Raw genomic sequence first — 16,180 nt, 5'->3', positions numbered from 1 at the left:
TTCCTGTTCAGCGGCCGCCGGTAGGATCACCCGCGCGGCGCTCCCTCATGTAAAAATAACCTGGTCCTGCCAATCCGTCAACCGTAAGCGATACTCCTCGATCAACCGCACCGTCTCTGCCGGCGAAGCGCTCTTGCGCAGATCGACGCCGGGGACTGGCGCCGCCTGATCGCCGAGCCAGGACCAGGCGATCTCCGCCGCATCGGTTTGGCCCTGCCCCGCGGTATCCCAGTAAAAGCCCTGCAAAGCCTGCGTCAGCGCGGCCCGGCTGCGCAACAGCCAGTCCTCAGCCGCATCCCCCTCCGGGCCGCTCTCCTGCCAGGCCGCATGACAAGGTGGCGGGGGGCCCGGCTGCTCATAGTCGCGCGCCAGCCAGAAGGAGGCCAGCCCTCGCTGCGGATCCAGAAAGAAGAGCTGCAGCCACTCCGGCACGGCGGAGGGCAGCACGAGGACCCGCGGAAAACGGGCGCGCCGGCGATGAGGCCTCTCCTGCACCTGTAGCTGCCGGTTGATATCCGGATCGAAGTGGCGGATGAAGCGCTGTTCGAGCAGCAAGGCCGCAAGTTCAGAACCCACCTCACGGATTTCAAGCTGGTGGAGCCGGCGGCGGATCTGCTCGAGCTTGGCATCCGGCACCATTCCGGGAATGAAGTAGCTCTTGACGCGCCGGGCCAGGCTGCCGGCCTTGCCGATATAGATCACGGCACCGTCCTGGTCGCGCATCAAATAGACGCCGGGCCTATCCGGCAGCGAGCGGATGAATCCGGCATCGAAGGCATAGGGCGTCCAGTCCATGGCCGCCTCCTCAACCGCCATGAAATCGGTGAGTTGCGCATCCGTCGCAATGCCGCGCGCCGCGAGGTGATGAACCACCTGCTCCCAGATGGCAGCGAGCTGGGCCAGCGTCGCCTCAATCTCCGCGTCGCTCCAGGCCGGCAGCCCAAGCAGGGCTGCGAGATCCTCCGGCCCCGCCAGGAGGGCGTCGGGATAAAGTCTCCCGGCGAGAGGCCGCATCGCCAGCATGGAGTGCGGCATGGCGCCCGGCAAGAGGTCCGCCGCTGCCCTGCGAAAGTGGGAGATCTGATTACCGAAGCCGGAGAAAACCAGCGTCTGATCGGCAGCCTCCTGCGCCAGATGCTGCAAAAAACGGGAGATCTGCCCGGACCAATCCGTCTTATCGGCTGTGATCAAGTCAAAGGGCTGGATTTGTTCCGCGCACACCCGCGCACACGCCAGCGCTCGCCAATCGAGCCAATGGTTAACCCGCTCCGGCAGGGCACAGCACACCATCCAACTGCGCGCCACCAGTGGAACCTCCGCAGCGCTCCGGTAGCAGTAGCGGTCTTCGCCGACGCGATCGACCCGTTCCTCGCCGGCGAGAAGAGAATCGATGAGCCGGGCTGCGACCGCAGCAGGCACATGCTGCAGCTTGAGCACCTCGGCGGCGAGTTCTGCGGCAGCGACGGGTTCGTGACGTTGCCGCAGGTAGGCCAGCAAATGTTCACTCATGGAAGGATCGGCAAGATGGTCTGGTTTTGATTACTTTAAAGATACGATTTTTTGCGGTGGGAATGAAAGGCTTTTTTTGCCGGGGCGCGAGGCTCGCCATCCCAGGCGGCGCCGGGAGCACACCCATGCAGTCCCGGCGCCTTGGAAGGATTTACCCCTTGGCCGGCTTGGGATACTTGCTCAGCATAGCAATCGATTTGGCTATCTCCTCCTCAGGAAGCGGATAATTGACCAGATTGCCGCGGAAATAGGAATCATATCCCGTGAGATCCATCAAGCCGTGACCGCTGAGGTTGAAGAGGATGACCCGCTCCATGCCCTCTTCCCTGGCCAGGTTGGCCTCTTGGATGGCCGCCGCGATGGCGTGCGAGCTTTCCGGAGCCGGGATGATACCCTCGCAGCGGGCGAAGAGGACACCGGCATCGTACACGTCGAGCTGATCCACCGCCCGCGGGTTCGCCAGGCCGAGGTTGATGGCATGGCTGACCAGCGGAGCGACACCGTGATAGCGCAGACCGCCGGCGTGGATCGGGGGCGGAACGAAGGTGTGGCCGAGCGAATGCATCGCCAGCAGCGGCGTCATCTCCGCCAGATCGCCATGATCATAGCCGAAGGGGGCTCGGGTCATGCTCGGACAAGAGCTCGGTTCGACGGGAATGATCTCGATATCAGCGCCGTTGATCTTGTCGAGCATAAAAGGAAAGGCGATGCCGGCGAAATTGCTGCCACCGCCGACGCAGCCGATCACCTTGTCGACGCGCTTTTCACCCGCCTTGGCCAGTTGTACCTTGGCCTCCAGCCCGATAACCGTCTGGAAGAGCAGCACGTGGTTAAGGACGCTACCGAGCGAATAGCGGGTGGCGCCGGTGGGATCGGATACCGCATCCTCCACCGCCTCGCTGATCGCGCCGCCGAGACTGCCCGGGGTTTCGGGGTTATCTTGCAGCATCCGCCGCCCGGCCTGGGTGTCGCTGCTGGGGCTGGCGACGCACTGGGCACCCCAGGTTTCCATCATCAAGCGGCGGAACGGCTTCTGCTCAAAACTGACCCGCACCATATAGACCTTGCATTCCAGCTTCATCAGTACGCAGGCAAACGAAAGAGCACAGCCCCATTGACCGGCACCGGTTTCGGTGGTAAGACGCTTGATCCCCGCCACCTTGTTGTAATAGGCCTGGGGCACCGCGGCGTTGGGCTTATGACTGCCGGCCGGACTGACACTCTCATTCTTGTAATAGATGCGCGCCGGGGTGCCCAGGGCTTTCTCCAGACCGTAAGCTCGAACCAGCGGGGAGGGCCGCCACATTTTATAGATCGCCTGCACCTCCTCGGGAATGTCAATCCAGCGCTGTGTGCTCATCTCCAACTCGATCAGATTCATCGGGAAAACCGGAGCGAGCATCTCGGGAGCGATCGGCTTGCCGTCCAGGCCCAGCGGCGGAGAGGGGGGTTTGGGGAAATCGGCAGCGATGTTGTAGTACCGGCGCGGCATTTCACTTTCATCGAGCAGGATCTTGGTGGCTTGCATGACATTCCTCCATGGGGTTAGGCACATAAAAAAAGCCCGCTGCTTGTTAAGTACGCAGCGGGCTGAAATTAGCCGACAGGTGGTGAGGCTTGACTAGCGATGCACCTCCATCCCGCTCCGTACAATCATAGGCCACCACCACCAGCTCGTGCTGGTCTGGATGTTGGACAGGATGCGGGAATAGATACTTTGCATAGGTTCCTCTAAATGATCAAAAAAAATATATGGATTAAATCTTTCTCTGTCAAGGGAAAATTTGCCCAAGGTACCCTCAAATCTGGTGTCTGCCGAGCACCTCGCGCCTCGTGCCACAATCACTCTGTTCTATTTCCAGCAAAGAGGTTTCCTTTTTGTATTGTTACCCACTTTTTTTCACCCGTAGCCCCCTGATTTTTAGTTAATGATATCCCGGTGGGACTCTACTTTTGGGGGCATCAAGAAAAGGTGCTGTGAATCCGTCCTGGTTCGGATATAAATATCTACGGCCTCCTTGAGAGCCCAGCAAAATCGATCTGTCCACTCTCTCTCCCTCATTCTCTTTTCCTCTTCTCGATTCACCAGGATGCCGCATTCGATTAAGACCGCGGGCAGCCGGGCATTCCGCAGCAGCGCAAGCTCATCGAATTGGTATATCCCCAACGAATCCAGCAGGATCCTGTTCTCCCCCACGATTTTCTCAGCATGGTGATAGCTGGGATGAAAACCTTGGGCTGACAAGACCTTGCCGATGCACATCGCCAGCTTGAAATTAGCTGCCGCGAAGGGTTCTGCCTGCGAAATAAAAAGAGAGTATCCCGTATACCGATCGCAAAAATGATATAAAGTGTCATTGGATCTGTGATGCAGGAGATAGTGGGGTTGAACTGAATCATGATGGAGTGAGAGTAGAAGATCTGCTTTTTGATCAAAGGCATTTCGGGCTCTTTTCGCCAGCGGCAAATTTTCCCCGTTGGGATTGATGATGAAAGCCTTGGCACCCTCTTCACGCTTGAAAAGATCCTTTAGCCGCTCGGCCACCCTCCGGTTATACTCATACTCCTTTAATCCGGTGCAGCTGACTGCCCCCGAATGGGCTTTTGAATGCCCGATATCAATCGCGACCATAAACTGGTGGTGGTCCAGGGCATCGGCAAAAACCAGGCTGATCAATACGGCACTCCAGGGGAGCATAAAGGGAGCCATTTTCTAATCAGGGATCTTTCGTGAGGTCAGATTCTTTTGTTTTTCATCAAGAATGCGCAGGCCATTTGCGGTCATGGCGATCTTGAGCGTGTCCGTGGCGATCCCCTCGATGGTCAGTTTTCTTCTCGCGCTGTGGACCGAAAAACCTAACCTGAATTGGACCTTTCTAACACCGGAGTCGAGTGCCGGAAAATGGGTGATCTCTCCGTCGAGCCAGTAATGAACACGATCAAATCCGCTGAAATAGCTGATCTTGTCCTTGCGGATGAAATCCTTGGACACCACACCCTTGCCAAAGTAGTTGGTAAAGTCGTCATAGCAGTTGAGCAGCCCTTGGATATCCTTGCGGTTCGAGAGGCTGATAACGTTTTGCACAAAATCGGCGATACTTCTTTCTTCAGCTGCTCGCGCATCATGGTTGTTTCTGGAGGAACGGGTGTCCGTGTTTGTAAACTGTTGGAATTTTTCTACTCTTTGTTCCTGACGCAGGAGCAAGAAACCACCACTGCCCAGAAGAATAACCAAGCCCGCAATAAGCGCCGCCCACAGAGTCTTATGTTTGCTGAATGAAACAGTGGATTTGGGCTCTTCCGCTCGGGCTTCCCGCTGCGTCAGTGGAGTTGCCATTTTTGCAGCAGCATCCTCCACGAAGGACCAGCGCTCCGGTGAAGTACCTTGCATAAACTGCAATATCTCATTGCACCCCTGGAATCGCTCCCCCCGGTTTTTCGCCGTGCATCTGCGTACGAGTTCAACCGTTGTGTGCGAAAGGTCCGGATTGAATTCGCGTGGATCGATCACCTCTCCGATGACTATTTCCCGCATCAGTTCGAAATCGCTCTCGCCCGTTTCATGATAGGGTGCCCGACCTGTAAGCATTTCATACAAGGTGATCCCGAGACTGTAGATATCTGTTCGGTGGTCGATATCCTTTTCGGCCCGCACCTGTTCAGGGCTCATATAGATAACGGTTCCCACTTTGGCGCCGGTGCGGGTCATCCCCTTGTCCCCCAGGACCTTGGCAATGCCGAAATCCATCACCTTGATCATGTCCGAGTCATCGACAATGATGTTTCCCGGTTTTATATCCCGATGAATGATGTTCTTGCCATGCGCGTACCCAACTCCCTGGAGCATTTGCCCGAACATCGACAAGGCCCTGGTCTCGCCAAGTGGACCCTCCTTCTCCAGCAGCTCCTTCAGAGTTATGCCGCGGGCATATTCAAGCGCCATGCAGTAGGTCGTATCTTCCTGGAAAAAATCGTACAACGCCACAATGTGCGGATGGATGAGGCTGGCTTGCACCCTCGCCTCCTGGCGGAATCTGCTGACCAGCTGATCGTCCTGCGCGAACTGAAAACTCAATGTTTTTATCGCGACGTGCCTCTCCAGCAGTGTATCTTCCGCAAGATAAACGATACCCATTCCCCCTTCACCCAATTTCTGGAGGATTTTGTAGTTGCGGATCATGGATCCGATGATTAACATAGCGCCGCCTGTCGGCATTCATTTCGTTCTGGAGATGATCTTCCTAAGTATCTCTTGTCGCGGGCACCTTGGGCGCCCTTGTGTTTTTCAGTCATGATCCTCTCCTCGCGTGGCCATCGAGCTGGTGGAATATTCTTGCAAGGCCTCGACAATGGCCTTTGCCATTTTCTCGCGGTATTCAGCTTTCCGCAATTGCTTTTCATCGCGGCTGTTCATGAGGATGCCGTATTCTATCCGCACTACGGGCACGCTCGCCTGCTTCAAGATCTCCAACTCATTATGCCGATAGACGCCGTCATTATTCAGCATGCGGCGGTTGGTGCTGTTCATCTTTGCGCTCTCCAAGAAAGGCGCCAGATGGGCCTCTCGCAAATGGCGGCCAATCAGCTGGCCCAACTTGCTATTTTGGGCGGCCAGGAGAGAATCCTTATCCGAGATTACAATAGCATAGCCAGAGCATTCCTCAAGAATCCGTTTTTTTTCATCCGAAGTTTTTCTTGCCCATCCGCTCGGCTGGATCGTTCCGGTGCGCAAGGAAAGCATCAGATATACGTTGCGCGCACGAGCCGCTGCAAGTCTGGACCGAACGGAAGGATTTCCCGCTTCTGTTGGGATAATAAATGAGCTGTCAAAGCCAGCCTCTTTGAGCTGATTCACGAGGGTGCGGGCCAACTCCTTGCTGTAATACGCCTCGTTCTGGCCGCTGTAGCTTTTTTCATCGCTGCCGCTCTCGGCATGACCGATATCGATGGCGATGATTGGTGTCCCGGCCTTGGATAAAACGGGTCGGCCTATGGCTCTCTTCCCACCCGGGAGGGTTTCCTGCTTTTCAATGCCGCTTGTGGAATCGCTCGCTGTTTCCCCATCGCTGACCCTTTTCTCACTGGAGTAGGTGCCCGTGAATAGGTAACTCAGCCCGACACCGCTGGCGATCAGCGCCGCGGCCAGTGCCAGTCGCGCCAGCGCTTTCCTGGTACTCTGGCTCATCGGGGGATGTTTGCCCTTGACGACCCGCACCACCTGAACAGTGATATTATCTGCCCCACCTCGCTGTTTGGCCATTTCCACCAAAAGCTCGGCCGCTTTTTGCGGCGGGTGCTCGGAGGTGATCCGGATCATTTCCGCCTCGATGACATAATCGAGTAAGCCGTCTGTACAAAGGAGAAAGGTATCCCCCTGGAAGATGGAAATGGCCTGGGAGACCTCCGGTTCCCCTTTCTTATTCGCTCCCAATGCCCGGGTGATGATATTCTTTTGCGGATGGCTTCGGGCATCGGCTGCCGAGATCATATTGGCATCGATCATCTGCTGTACTAATGAATGATCTTTGGTCAGTTGATAGATCTGCTGTTTGCGAACCAGATAGATCCGGCTGTCGCCGATATGGGCGGCATAGGCCTGCTCATCCCGCAGCAACAACACCACAGCCGTCGAACCCATATCCAACAGTTCAGAAGTTTCGGCAGCCATCGCCGTGATCCGACGGTTGGCCTCGTGGAGCGATTGCGCCAGTTCAACGCGCGGGGTGAATTCTGCTGGCAGCCCTGCAAAATGGTCCCTGACACCCTCCACCGTCAGCCTGGAGGCGGCTTCACCTCCTTCGTGGCCGCCCATACCATCAGCGACGATGATCAAGGAACCATACTTCCCCTCATAGGCGCCATAATAGTCTTGATTCTGTGATCGCACCATCCCGACGTCGGTGCAATTGCCGATTTCAATGGATCTGTTTTTCAAACACTTCTCCTGATTCCTGGTTTAGCAGCGCCGTTAATAAAGCCGGAATATCCCCTCCACACGCCCGATCTTAAAGGTGTCGCCGTCCGCGATCATCGATCGCGTAATCCGTTGGCCATTGACGAAGGTGCCGTTGGATGAATCGAGATCTTCTATCTGGAAACCCCGCCCATAACTTATCCGGGCGTGATGCCCCGACACCGTATTCTCCGGCAGGACGATAGTATTGTCTTTTGCCCTGCCAATGGTCGCCCCTGAGCGGTTGATATCAATCCGGGCGCCCTGCAAATCTCCCACCATGATCTCGACCCGCAATCCGTCACACTCTCGCGCGGGGGAGGCGGAATTACTCAGGATCATGGTCTTATCGCGATTGGGTCTGATCTCTGCTTGGGGTCTTTCTTCAGCAATCGGCCGTCCGCGCTTTTCGGCCTCCAGATGGGCGGAGATGATTTTTCTTTCCAGATCCTCCCTCCGGTTGCGTTCGTCGGCGAGTTCCCGCTGATGCTCTTCCTCAGCCGCGGCTCTGGCACGCTCCTCTTCTATGCGCCGGTTCTTGCGTTTCTTGACAAACCAGAAGAGGGATCCCGCCGCCAGGAGCAGCAGCACGCCGCCTGCCAGGGCATATAGCCACCATGGACGGGTCACCCGGGGCATCGCAATGTAGGGCGCTGTGAACGCCGTTTGCACCGTCCGCTTGATCCCCCCCTCGTTGATAGTCAACACAGCCGTATGCGAAAGACCATCGGTCGGTGTGTCGGCTGCCAAGTAATCGAGGATGTAGACCTTTTTGAGCTGGTCATACAATTTCTGCTGTTGGGTTTCTAACTCCGATTCTGCGGCAGTCGCGTAATAATTCCCCCCGCTCTTCTCGGCCATGCGTTCCAGGGAACGCAGATAAGAAGGATCGATCTTCGAGAAGCCGATCGCAAAAATCGGGATACCTTGCTTTTGCGCCAGCTCAATAACATCATTTTCCGAATAGGAGCTGGCAGGATCTTCGTTTTTACCGTCGCTGATCAGGATCAAGGCCCTGCCCGGCTTGTCCGTTTTTTCGCTCAAGCGTTTTAGACCATCATTGAGGCCGTAATAGAGCAGGGAATGGGTCCCGGTCGCAGTCAGGGAGTTGATTTTTTCGCGGAGGTAATCCTGATCGCTGCTGAAATCACTGATCAGCGTTACCTTGTCAGCAAGTCCGATGATGGCCAGATCATCCTCATTTCGTAGACTCGTAATGAAGGCTGTCGCGCTCTTTTTCAGTGTCGCCAGCGGCGAGCCGGTCATCGAACCGGATACATCCGCACACAGCAGGATATGATACCCGGCGCCCGATTTTTCTGCAGTCGTGACTGAAACCGCTGTCACCGGCTTCGCATCGACGGCCACAGTGAACTGGGACGCAGTCAAAGAACCCATCGCTTCCCTTTTTTCATTATAGACCAAAAGCCTGGTCGTCATCCGGGGGAAATGGCTGGCGTCGGTCTGCATCGGACGCAGCTGAAAATCAGCTGCCACAGCTGCGTTGATGATGAATAGGATCATAGTAATATGTCTTGAGCATCGCATTTTTATTCTCCTGCTTTTCATTGCTGCCAAAATCCGGATGACGGATTCGTCTGGCCCTCGGTCAGAACGGGCCGACAACCTTGAATTTAAGGGCAACGCTCCCGACCTTGAGCACATCATTTTCCTGGAGCGTCACTTTATCCTCGATCGAGGTGCCGTTCACAAAAGTGCCGTTGGTCGACAATTGATCCTGGAGATAGAACTTGTTATCGCGAAACAGGAGCAGACAGTGTTCTTCCGAAACGCCCGGGCGGTCGATGACGATATCGTTGCTGGCGCTTTTGCCGATCTTGTTGCGACCCTCGACCACGCGGAAATCGGTACCGCTGGGCTGGAGGTCATACGTTACCAGCCAGCCGACTAGTTTGTGGGCGGACTGCATGGAAGGGCCACCTGCAGGGCCTAGCGCGCTAGGAGAATCCATGATCACCGTTTTGTCCGGCCGTCCGCCCATACCATCCCTCCTCACCAGCGTCGGGCCGGCGTTGTCGATCACCGTCCGGTCACCGCGTATCGTGCCGCGGGGGTTGGCCGGTGTGAAGGGATCAATTACCGTGTCAGAATGGGTGGGTCCGGGGCTCTCCGCGTCATTCCGTTCGAGGAGTGTGCGCTTGTCGTTGGTTTCGACCAGTGTGCGTCCGCTGTCCGCTTCGGGGCAATAGGGGCAGCGGCTCAGGGCGGAATCATAATTATGGCCGTTGGCGCAGGTTCGCAAGGCATCGCCCAGTGCTTTGCCGCAGTATTTGCAGAACCGCATGCCGGCGGGATTTTCCTTGTTGCACGATTTGCAGACCATGAAGACCTCCACCTGTTTATCGCCAAATCGTCGTTTTTCATTGGATATTCTGGTTAACTGTAAGGGACCTCGATCGTCACGCCTGTTGCCGCTCTTTCAGCATAAACACAAGCAGTGCCGATGCCCATACGCACCTTATCCCGGGGAGCACAAATGACACCATTTGGTTTTCTGAGTTCAGCAAATTTCCCGCAAAAGGCGTGGAGTACGCCAGCAAAACCAGCCCCAGGATGATGGTCGCAATGGAGAGAAAATCCGACATAGGTTCAGCAGCTCGCATTGCAACCCCCAACCAGATTAGCCATACCGCAGAAAGCAGGGTAAAACTGAAGCCGAACAGTGTCAGCGTACGATAGACCTCATAAGAATCCAGAAACGATCCCAAACCAGAGAATATCCCGACCATAGCAGCGGCCAGGCCCCAGAGAGAGATCAACCGGATAAGCTTCACTCGTCCGGCGAGCAGGTTGTGCAGGCAAATAACCAGACCAAGCTGTGATAAGGCGAACAGAAGCTGATACACCGTCAAAAAACCGTACATGAGCGAACGTTTGACCAGCATGATAACCGAAACGCCCAGATAGACCGCAGCATACCAGACGGCAAATCGATCTGCAAAAATCCTGTTCCCGAACACCCCCCGGAAGACCCTGTCGGCCCCCTCTTCGCGATCGAGGGCCATGCCGGTAAGAATAAAAATGGCGATACCCGCCCCCAATCCGATGAATAACTGAAGCAAGTCCTCATCCTCAAAGAATGAGTATGCAGCATATTTAAACAGCAGTGGCACTCCTAATAAGATTAAGCCGGTTCCAGCGCCAAGGGCAGCCTGGTAGAGCCATTTTCGGCTGCGATCAACACCTGTGATCAAGCCGGATCCTAGCAGGAGGTCCGCCAACAGCCAGCAGGAGAACAGGATCATCGCGAAGACGACTTTGAAGGGCAAGTCGATCAAGTCATTCGACATAATCAGGATCAGGGCGACTGCAGCCAAAATGATCAGGGCTTTTCTATTGGCTATAAAGGATGAGAATTGCTCCTTGGATTGCAGCACACTGCGGATCTGGTCCGTAGTAGACAGTACGGGCGCTGCTGCGCTCAGGCCAATTCCCCGAGCGGCCGAGCTGGAAGCCGACTGCCCCAACACAGCCGCTTCCCCATAAGTATTGGCTACCCGTTTTGATTTGGCAAAATAGGAGTTCCAGATAATAAAATAGACGATATTGCTAACCGCCCCGAACGACAGAATTCCAAAAATCTGATCCCAGCTCCCGGATTTTATTTTTAGAAAAAACAAAGGCATGAGGCTTGCCAAGATCGAGAGAATCATGTTCATTTTCAAAAAAGTCCTGACCCGCTGCACCGCTCCAGCGGCTCGCCGCCATAATCCTATCCCAGTAAAAAGCCCCCAGACCGCCAAGCCGGCCATGACGATCATCTGCAGCCGTACAGGCAGGTAGACGTTTTCGCTGCTTTCCGGAGTAAAGTGATCCCAGAGCTCGAAACTGGCCTTGAAATTAATAATCCCGATAAGCACCTGCAGTGGTACCAGAAGAGTGAGAATGATGCAGAAAAACAAAAGCCAGCCATTCACTCCAGTCAGTTCGGCATTTGGAATAAAAGGGGCTCCGGCTGAAGTGCTTGGACGTATACGATTGCTCGCATCGCTCTGGAATGCCGGTTGCCGCTCCGCTGCTGGAAACGAGTGCTGCTGGTTAGGGGGTGGCAGTCTCCCCGCAAGCGCATTCATGAATGCCTGGCAATTCTGCAGCCGGGCTTCGCGATCCTTGGCAGCCGCGGCCACCAGCGCGGCCTCCGTGGCACGGCTCACTTCCGGCGCTAGTTGCTCGAGAGGGGGGATCTCCCGCTCCACGATTTCCTGCATGACCTCGAAATCACTCTCGGTGTCGGCATTAAAAGGCAACCGCTTGGTCAACATCTCGTACAGAATAATAGCAAGACTGTAGATATCCGATCTCTGATCGATGTCCTTCTGGGCTCTCACCTGTTCGGGACTCATATAATAGAGCGTCCCAATCTTCGCGCCCGTGCGGGTCAATCCTTTCTCGCCTAGGATCTTGGCAATACCGAAATCCATCACTTTGACATGATCATCGGCATCGACAATGATGTTGCTGGGTTTCAGATCACGATGGACGATCCCTTTGCTGTGCGCATACCCGACAGCCTGCAGAATCTGGTCGAAGATCCGCAAGGCTCTCTCCTCCGGCATCCGCCCCAAGAGGTTCTCGATCAGGGTTTTCAGCGTCTGCCCTTCCGCATACTCCATGACGATGCAGTAGCAGCCCTCCTCAATGAAAAAGGTATGCAGCGAAGCGATATGGGGGTGTACGAGCCTGGACTGCACCTTGGCTTCGCTGCGAAAACGCTCGACAAACTGTGGATCCTCGGTGAGGACGGGGTTAAGGATCTTGATCGCCACCTTCCGCTCCAGCATAGTATCCTCGGCCAGATAGACCGTACCCATTCCACCCTCGCCCAATTTGCGTAAAATGCGGTAGTCTCGAATCATGCTGTTGGCTTCAATATTCATTCCAGCTCCCTATTTTCATCGTCACAAGGTTGCACAGCGCTGGCGCAAGCTGGGTTGCATAGATCGATCTCATCGCGCTGGTTGCTAGATGCGAACGCCTCCCTGGTCATCATTCACCATTCAGGTAGTGCTGCCAGATCGTGTCGGCTAAGAGGATCACACCCGCGGCATATTCCTCGCTGGGATTATAGCGCAGCAAGGCTTTGGTACGTGAGGCCTCATCTGGGGCATAATGGCCTACTATTTTTAAGTAGTTCGCTGCGCTCATGATGGCATCCGGCCATTGATACAGGTTGATGAGGCCATCCCCGTCGGCGTCGACGGCATATTTCATGCTGGCCGGCATGAATTGCACAAAGCCCATCGCGCCTCCCCATGAGCCTTTCATGGTGAACGGATCCTGGCCCTCTTTTTTGCAGTAGCGCAAAAGCGTGGCCAGATAGGCGACCGCCGATTTTTTCCGCTTGTCCAAACGGATTCTCTCCTTCCGGGCAAAGACCGGATCATCCAGGGGATTTGGCTCGCCGGCAGCGACCATCTGCTCCACCGCCTCTCTCTGCGCAGCATCGAGAAAAAGGATCTGGCCGAGGAAAACGTTAACTTCCAGAAAATCCCCCGTATACTTTCCCAGCCCGGATTCCCAGATCAAGGTGGCGACAATGTCCTTCCGCAGCACGCCATATTGATCCTCCGCTTGTTGCAAAATCTCCTGATGGCTATGCAGGAAGGCGACGCCGGCTTCTAGATAATGTTGAAGAAAATACTTGGTATAATTTTTATGCTCCTCTTTCTGAATAGCCAAGCTGGCCGGGGTCGCCACTTTCATGATCTTTTCGTAATAAACATCCGCGGCCTCCGGTCGGGAAAGTAGCGTCATCAGCTCGTGTCTGCTCACCGGCAAGCCTTCCCCGCCCTCTAACTCTAGCGCTGCGATCAGCTGCGCGGCCTCCGGCGTGAGCGGCTCTCCTGCCGGAGAAAAAAGCATACTGGGATCGACCTTCCAGCGTGTGGATCCTGCTGTTTGTCCGGTTGATCCTGTCCGTTGTGATGCCGCTTCTAGCCCCGGACACGCGCCGATTTCGCCTGAGGCCGGCTGCAATGCTGTCGCTTCAGCTAACATCAGCATGGGCCAAAGTTCCAAAATCAGCAGCCCGATCCCGAACACCAGCTGGCTAAAATCTGGCCGGCTGACATGCATGAATTTGCGTATCCCTGTGCGTGCCATTTCGCAGTCCTTTTCCGTTGATTAAACCGCAACAAGAATCCCATAGCGGTGCTATGGATCCGTCTGGATGTTCCGCGACCCGCCTTCCATTCCTTCGAGCCTAACGCAACCGGATCCTGGAGCCAAAAAGGCCAGGCAGCTGCATATGACAATACGGCCGTTACTAGTTCGTAAAGTCCTTCTCTAAAAATCTTGAGTTGGCCCAGCCTCTGTAGCCATTGTATTCCAGATAATGCCAAACCGCTCCATTCACTTGTTTGCTTTCTCCAAGATAGCTGACCTTTATACCATTCCTGGGGATTTGCACTACTTTTGCGCTGGAAAAATCGGGTTTCTCCTGCAAATTCAACGGCTGATTAGGGTTCAGATTAGCTACCCTGAATGTTACCGAATAAGACTCCATGCCCCCAGATTCTCCCGATTCCGCTTGCCCGAGCTGGGCTATCCTGTATTCTGCCTGCACTTTGTGGCGGCCTTCCGGGAACTCATTGAGATATTGCTGAATGGCATCCGGAGTATCGGCTTGGCTTGCCTGCTGCCAACTCGCGTCATCATACAAGTTGTGTGCTTCCTCGAAGTGTTCGCCGTTTGGAAATTCCTGCAAATAGGAGGCATAAGCCTCGCGTGAATTCTGAGATTTGGTCTCATCCCATCTCGCCTGCGTATAGGCGCGATTCACTTCAACAGCTCCAGGGTAACTGCTGAATCGATGGCGATAATCCAGCATGTCCTGCATGGAGTGATTCTTCTCAATTCTTTGCCGCAGCAGAGACTCGATCTTATGTTTAGCCTCCTCAGCGTGCGCCCCCGTCTCGTACTTTTTTATATAGGTTTCATAAGACCCGATGTCATTGTTGTCCTGCATCTTCCAGAAGCTGGCTTCCTGAAGCCGCTGCGCCTCTGCCGAGAATTTACTATCCGGATGTTTCTCTAAAAACGTCTGATAGGATTGATATGTATTCGTGGTCTTCGCCAGATTCCAGGCGCCGGAAAGCTGCAGATACTTCAAGAGCCATATCGAGAATATGGTCAGGATCAGCGTAATACAGGCCGCCCAAGCCAAACCATGCTGCACCTTTTTTGTCTTCTGGAATTGATCCAGATCTTTTTCCAGATCCACTCGCTGGCCTTCACGCTGAAGCATCACTTCTCGGACCGTTTTGCAGGGCGGGGAGAGAATTCGCAGTGCGTAGGCGCCGGGGATGAGCTCCAGGCTCTTAATGCCGGTGATCTCCTCCTTGAGAATAATCCCCGCGTCCTGATGGGTGATTTCCAGTTCAGTCTGGTACCGTCCCGTATTGATTTCAAGTTGGACCTTGTCCTGAATCGTGTCAAAGTCGAGGACCTTTTTTTCGCCCGGCTGCAGCTCAAATACGGCTGGTTTGAGGTAAGCCAGATCTGGCTCGATGGTGTAGGTCCCGGGCATCAGCCGGTTCGCCTGGTTCAACAGAACAGGATCCCCGTTTATCCTCAGATTGAGGCCGCGATGCGCCGTTTTGACGGTGATCCAGCCATAGGCGATCAGTGCTGGTTGAACTTTCACCAGTTGTCCCGGCCGGGAGATCTCGACCTCCACCGGTTCACTGAAGTGACTTTTACCATCGACACGCAAGGTATATTTGCCGAACTCCAATTCTTTAATTTCACAGGGCGTTCTCATGCCGATGCGTTTACCATTCAGCAGAACGCTCATGCCCTCATCAGCTGTCACCACGATGCAGCCTTTTCCTGATCCCATCCGGCTGACGGCTGCGCCGGGTTGCCCAGCATGGGCGCTTCCCAGGCCCAAGGCCTCAAGAAACTGGCCGGCATCCGCGAACCGCTCCTCGCGTTTTTTCCGCACAGCCATAGCAATGGCCTGATTGCACCTTTGCGAGATCGTGGGATTATGGTGTATCGGATCGGGCCATTCCTCCGCAATGATCTGCTTCATGATCTCGAAATCGCTCTCGGTGTCCGAATTGAGGGGCAACACACCGGTGAGCATTTCATAAAGCATCATGCCCAGGCTGTAAATATCCGTTCTATGATCGATATCTTTTTGGGCGCGGATTTGTTCGGGGCTCATATAATAAATCGTGCCAAGCTTCGCGCCGGTGCGCGTCATCCCGGCATCCCCCATCATCTTGGCGATCCCAAAATCCATAACCTTGACCTGATCCTCATCTGAAACGAGGATGTTTCCCGGCTTCAAGTCGCGATGCACCACGCCCCTACTATGCGCGTACTCGACAGCATGTAAAATCTGCACAAAAAGAGGAATAGCGCGATCCTCCGCCAATGCCCCCTCTTCGGTGATCAACTGGCGGAGGGTTCTTCCTGGCGCATATTCCATCACCATGCAATACTGCCCGGCATCAAAGAAAAACGTAAACAGGGAGACAATATGGGGGTGGATGAGTGTTGACTGAATCTTGGCCTCGCGCCGGAACCGTTCGACGAACTGCTCATCTTGAGTTAGCGTGGGGTTGAGCACCTTGATCGCTACCTGCCGCTCAAGCAGGGAGTCTTCCGCCAGATAGACCGTCCCCATACCGCCGCTGCCCAGCGGGTGTAAGATTTTATAATCTCGAATAACGTCCGATGGATTCATCG

General features: G+C 55.0%; 10 protein-coding genes. All 10 read right to left on the bottom strand.

The window, feature by feature from the left end; translation table 11 throughout:
- Positions 1-45: 45 nt before the first annotated feature.
- The 10 genes from PLH32_13720 to PLH32_13675 all read right to left on the bottom strand — a co-directional run bounded on the left by PLH32_13720 (position 46) and on the right by PLH32_13675 (position 16,178).
- Positions 46-1,509, bottom strand: coding sequence for a nucleotide excision repair endonuclease (locus PLH32_13720; protein ID HQJ65665.1), 1,464 nt, complete (start codon positions 1,507-1,509; stop codon positions 46-48).
- 151 nt (positions 1,510-1,660) lie between these two features.
- Complete coding sequence (locus tag PLH32_13715; protein ID HQJ65664.1) at positions 1,661-3,037, bottom strand: TrpB-like pyridoxal phosphate-dependent enzyme; 1,377 nt, start codon at positions 3,035-3,037, stop codon at positions 1,661-1,663.
- Between the two features lie 393 nt (positions 3,038-3,430).
- Positions 3,431-4,186: an N-acetylmuramoyl-L-alanine amidase gene (locus tag PLH32_13710; GenBank protein HQJ65663.1), complete on the bottom strand. Its 756-nt coding sequence runs from the start codon at positions 4,184-4,186 to the stop codon at positions 3,431-3,433.
- 36 nt (positions 4,187-4,222) lie between these two features.
- Positions 4,223-5,707, bottom strand: coding sequence for a serine/threonine-protein kinase (locus tag PLH32_13705; GenBank protein HQJ65662.1), 1,485 nt, complete (start codon positions 5,705-5,707; stop codon positions 4,223-4,225).
- 87 nt (positions 5,708-5,794) lie between these two features.
- Complete coding sequence (locus tag PLH32_13700; protein ID HQJ65661.1) at positions 5,795-7,444, bottom strand: Stp1/IreP family PP2C-type Ser/Thr phosphatase; 1,650 nt, start codon at positions 7,442-7,444, stop codon at positions 5,795-5,797.
- Between the two features lie 33 nt (positions 7,445-7,477).
- On the bottom strand, positions 7,478-8,986 hold the full coding sequence (locus PLH32_13695) for an FHA domain-containing protein (protein ID HQJ65660.1): 1,509 nt from the start codon (positions 8,984-8,986) through the stop codon (positions 7,478-7,480).
- Positions 8,987-9,071: 85 nt separating this feature from the next.
- The gene (locus tag PLH32_13690) at positions 9,072-9,806 is read right to left on the bottom strand and encodes an FHA domain-containing protein (protein HQJ65659.1); all 735 of its coding nucleotides are present in this window, start codon (positions 9,804-9,806) and stop codon (positions 9,072-9,074) included.
- 76 nt (positions 9,807-9,882) lie between these two features.
- Entirely contained in the window at positions 9,883-12,360 is a 2,478-nt protein-coding gene (locus PLH32_13685) for a protein kinase (protein HQJ65658.1), read from the bottom strand.
- Positions 12,361-12,469: 109 nt separating this feature from the next.
- Entirely contained in the window at positions 12,470-13,585 is a 1,116-nt protein-coding gene (locus tag PLH32_13680) for a lytic murein transglycosylase (protein HQJ65657.1), read from the bottom strand.
- A gap of 163 nt (positions 13,586-13,748) precedes the next feature.
- A complete protein-coding gene (locus PLH32_13675; protein ID HQJ65656.1) occupies positions 13,749-16,178 on the bottom strand; it encodes a protein kinase in 2,430 nt (809 codons plus the stop codon).
- Between the last annotated feature and the right edge of the window lie 2 nt (positions 16,179-16,180).

It is taken from the genome of bacterium, assembly GCA_035419245.1.
In the GTDB taxonomy this organism is placed as follows: Bacteria; Zhuqueibacterota; Zhuqueibacteria; order Residuimicrobiales; family Residuimicrobiaceae; genus JAKPUX01.
This window is presented reverse-complemented; position numbering and strand designations above follow the sequence as displayed.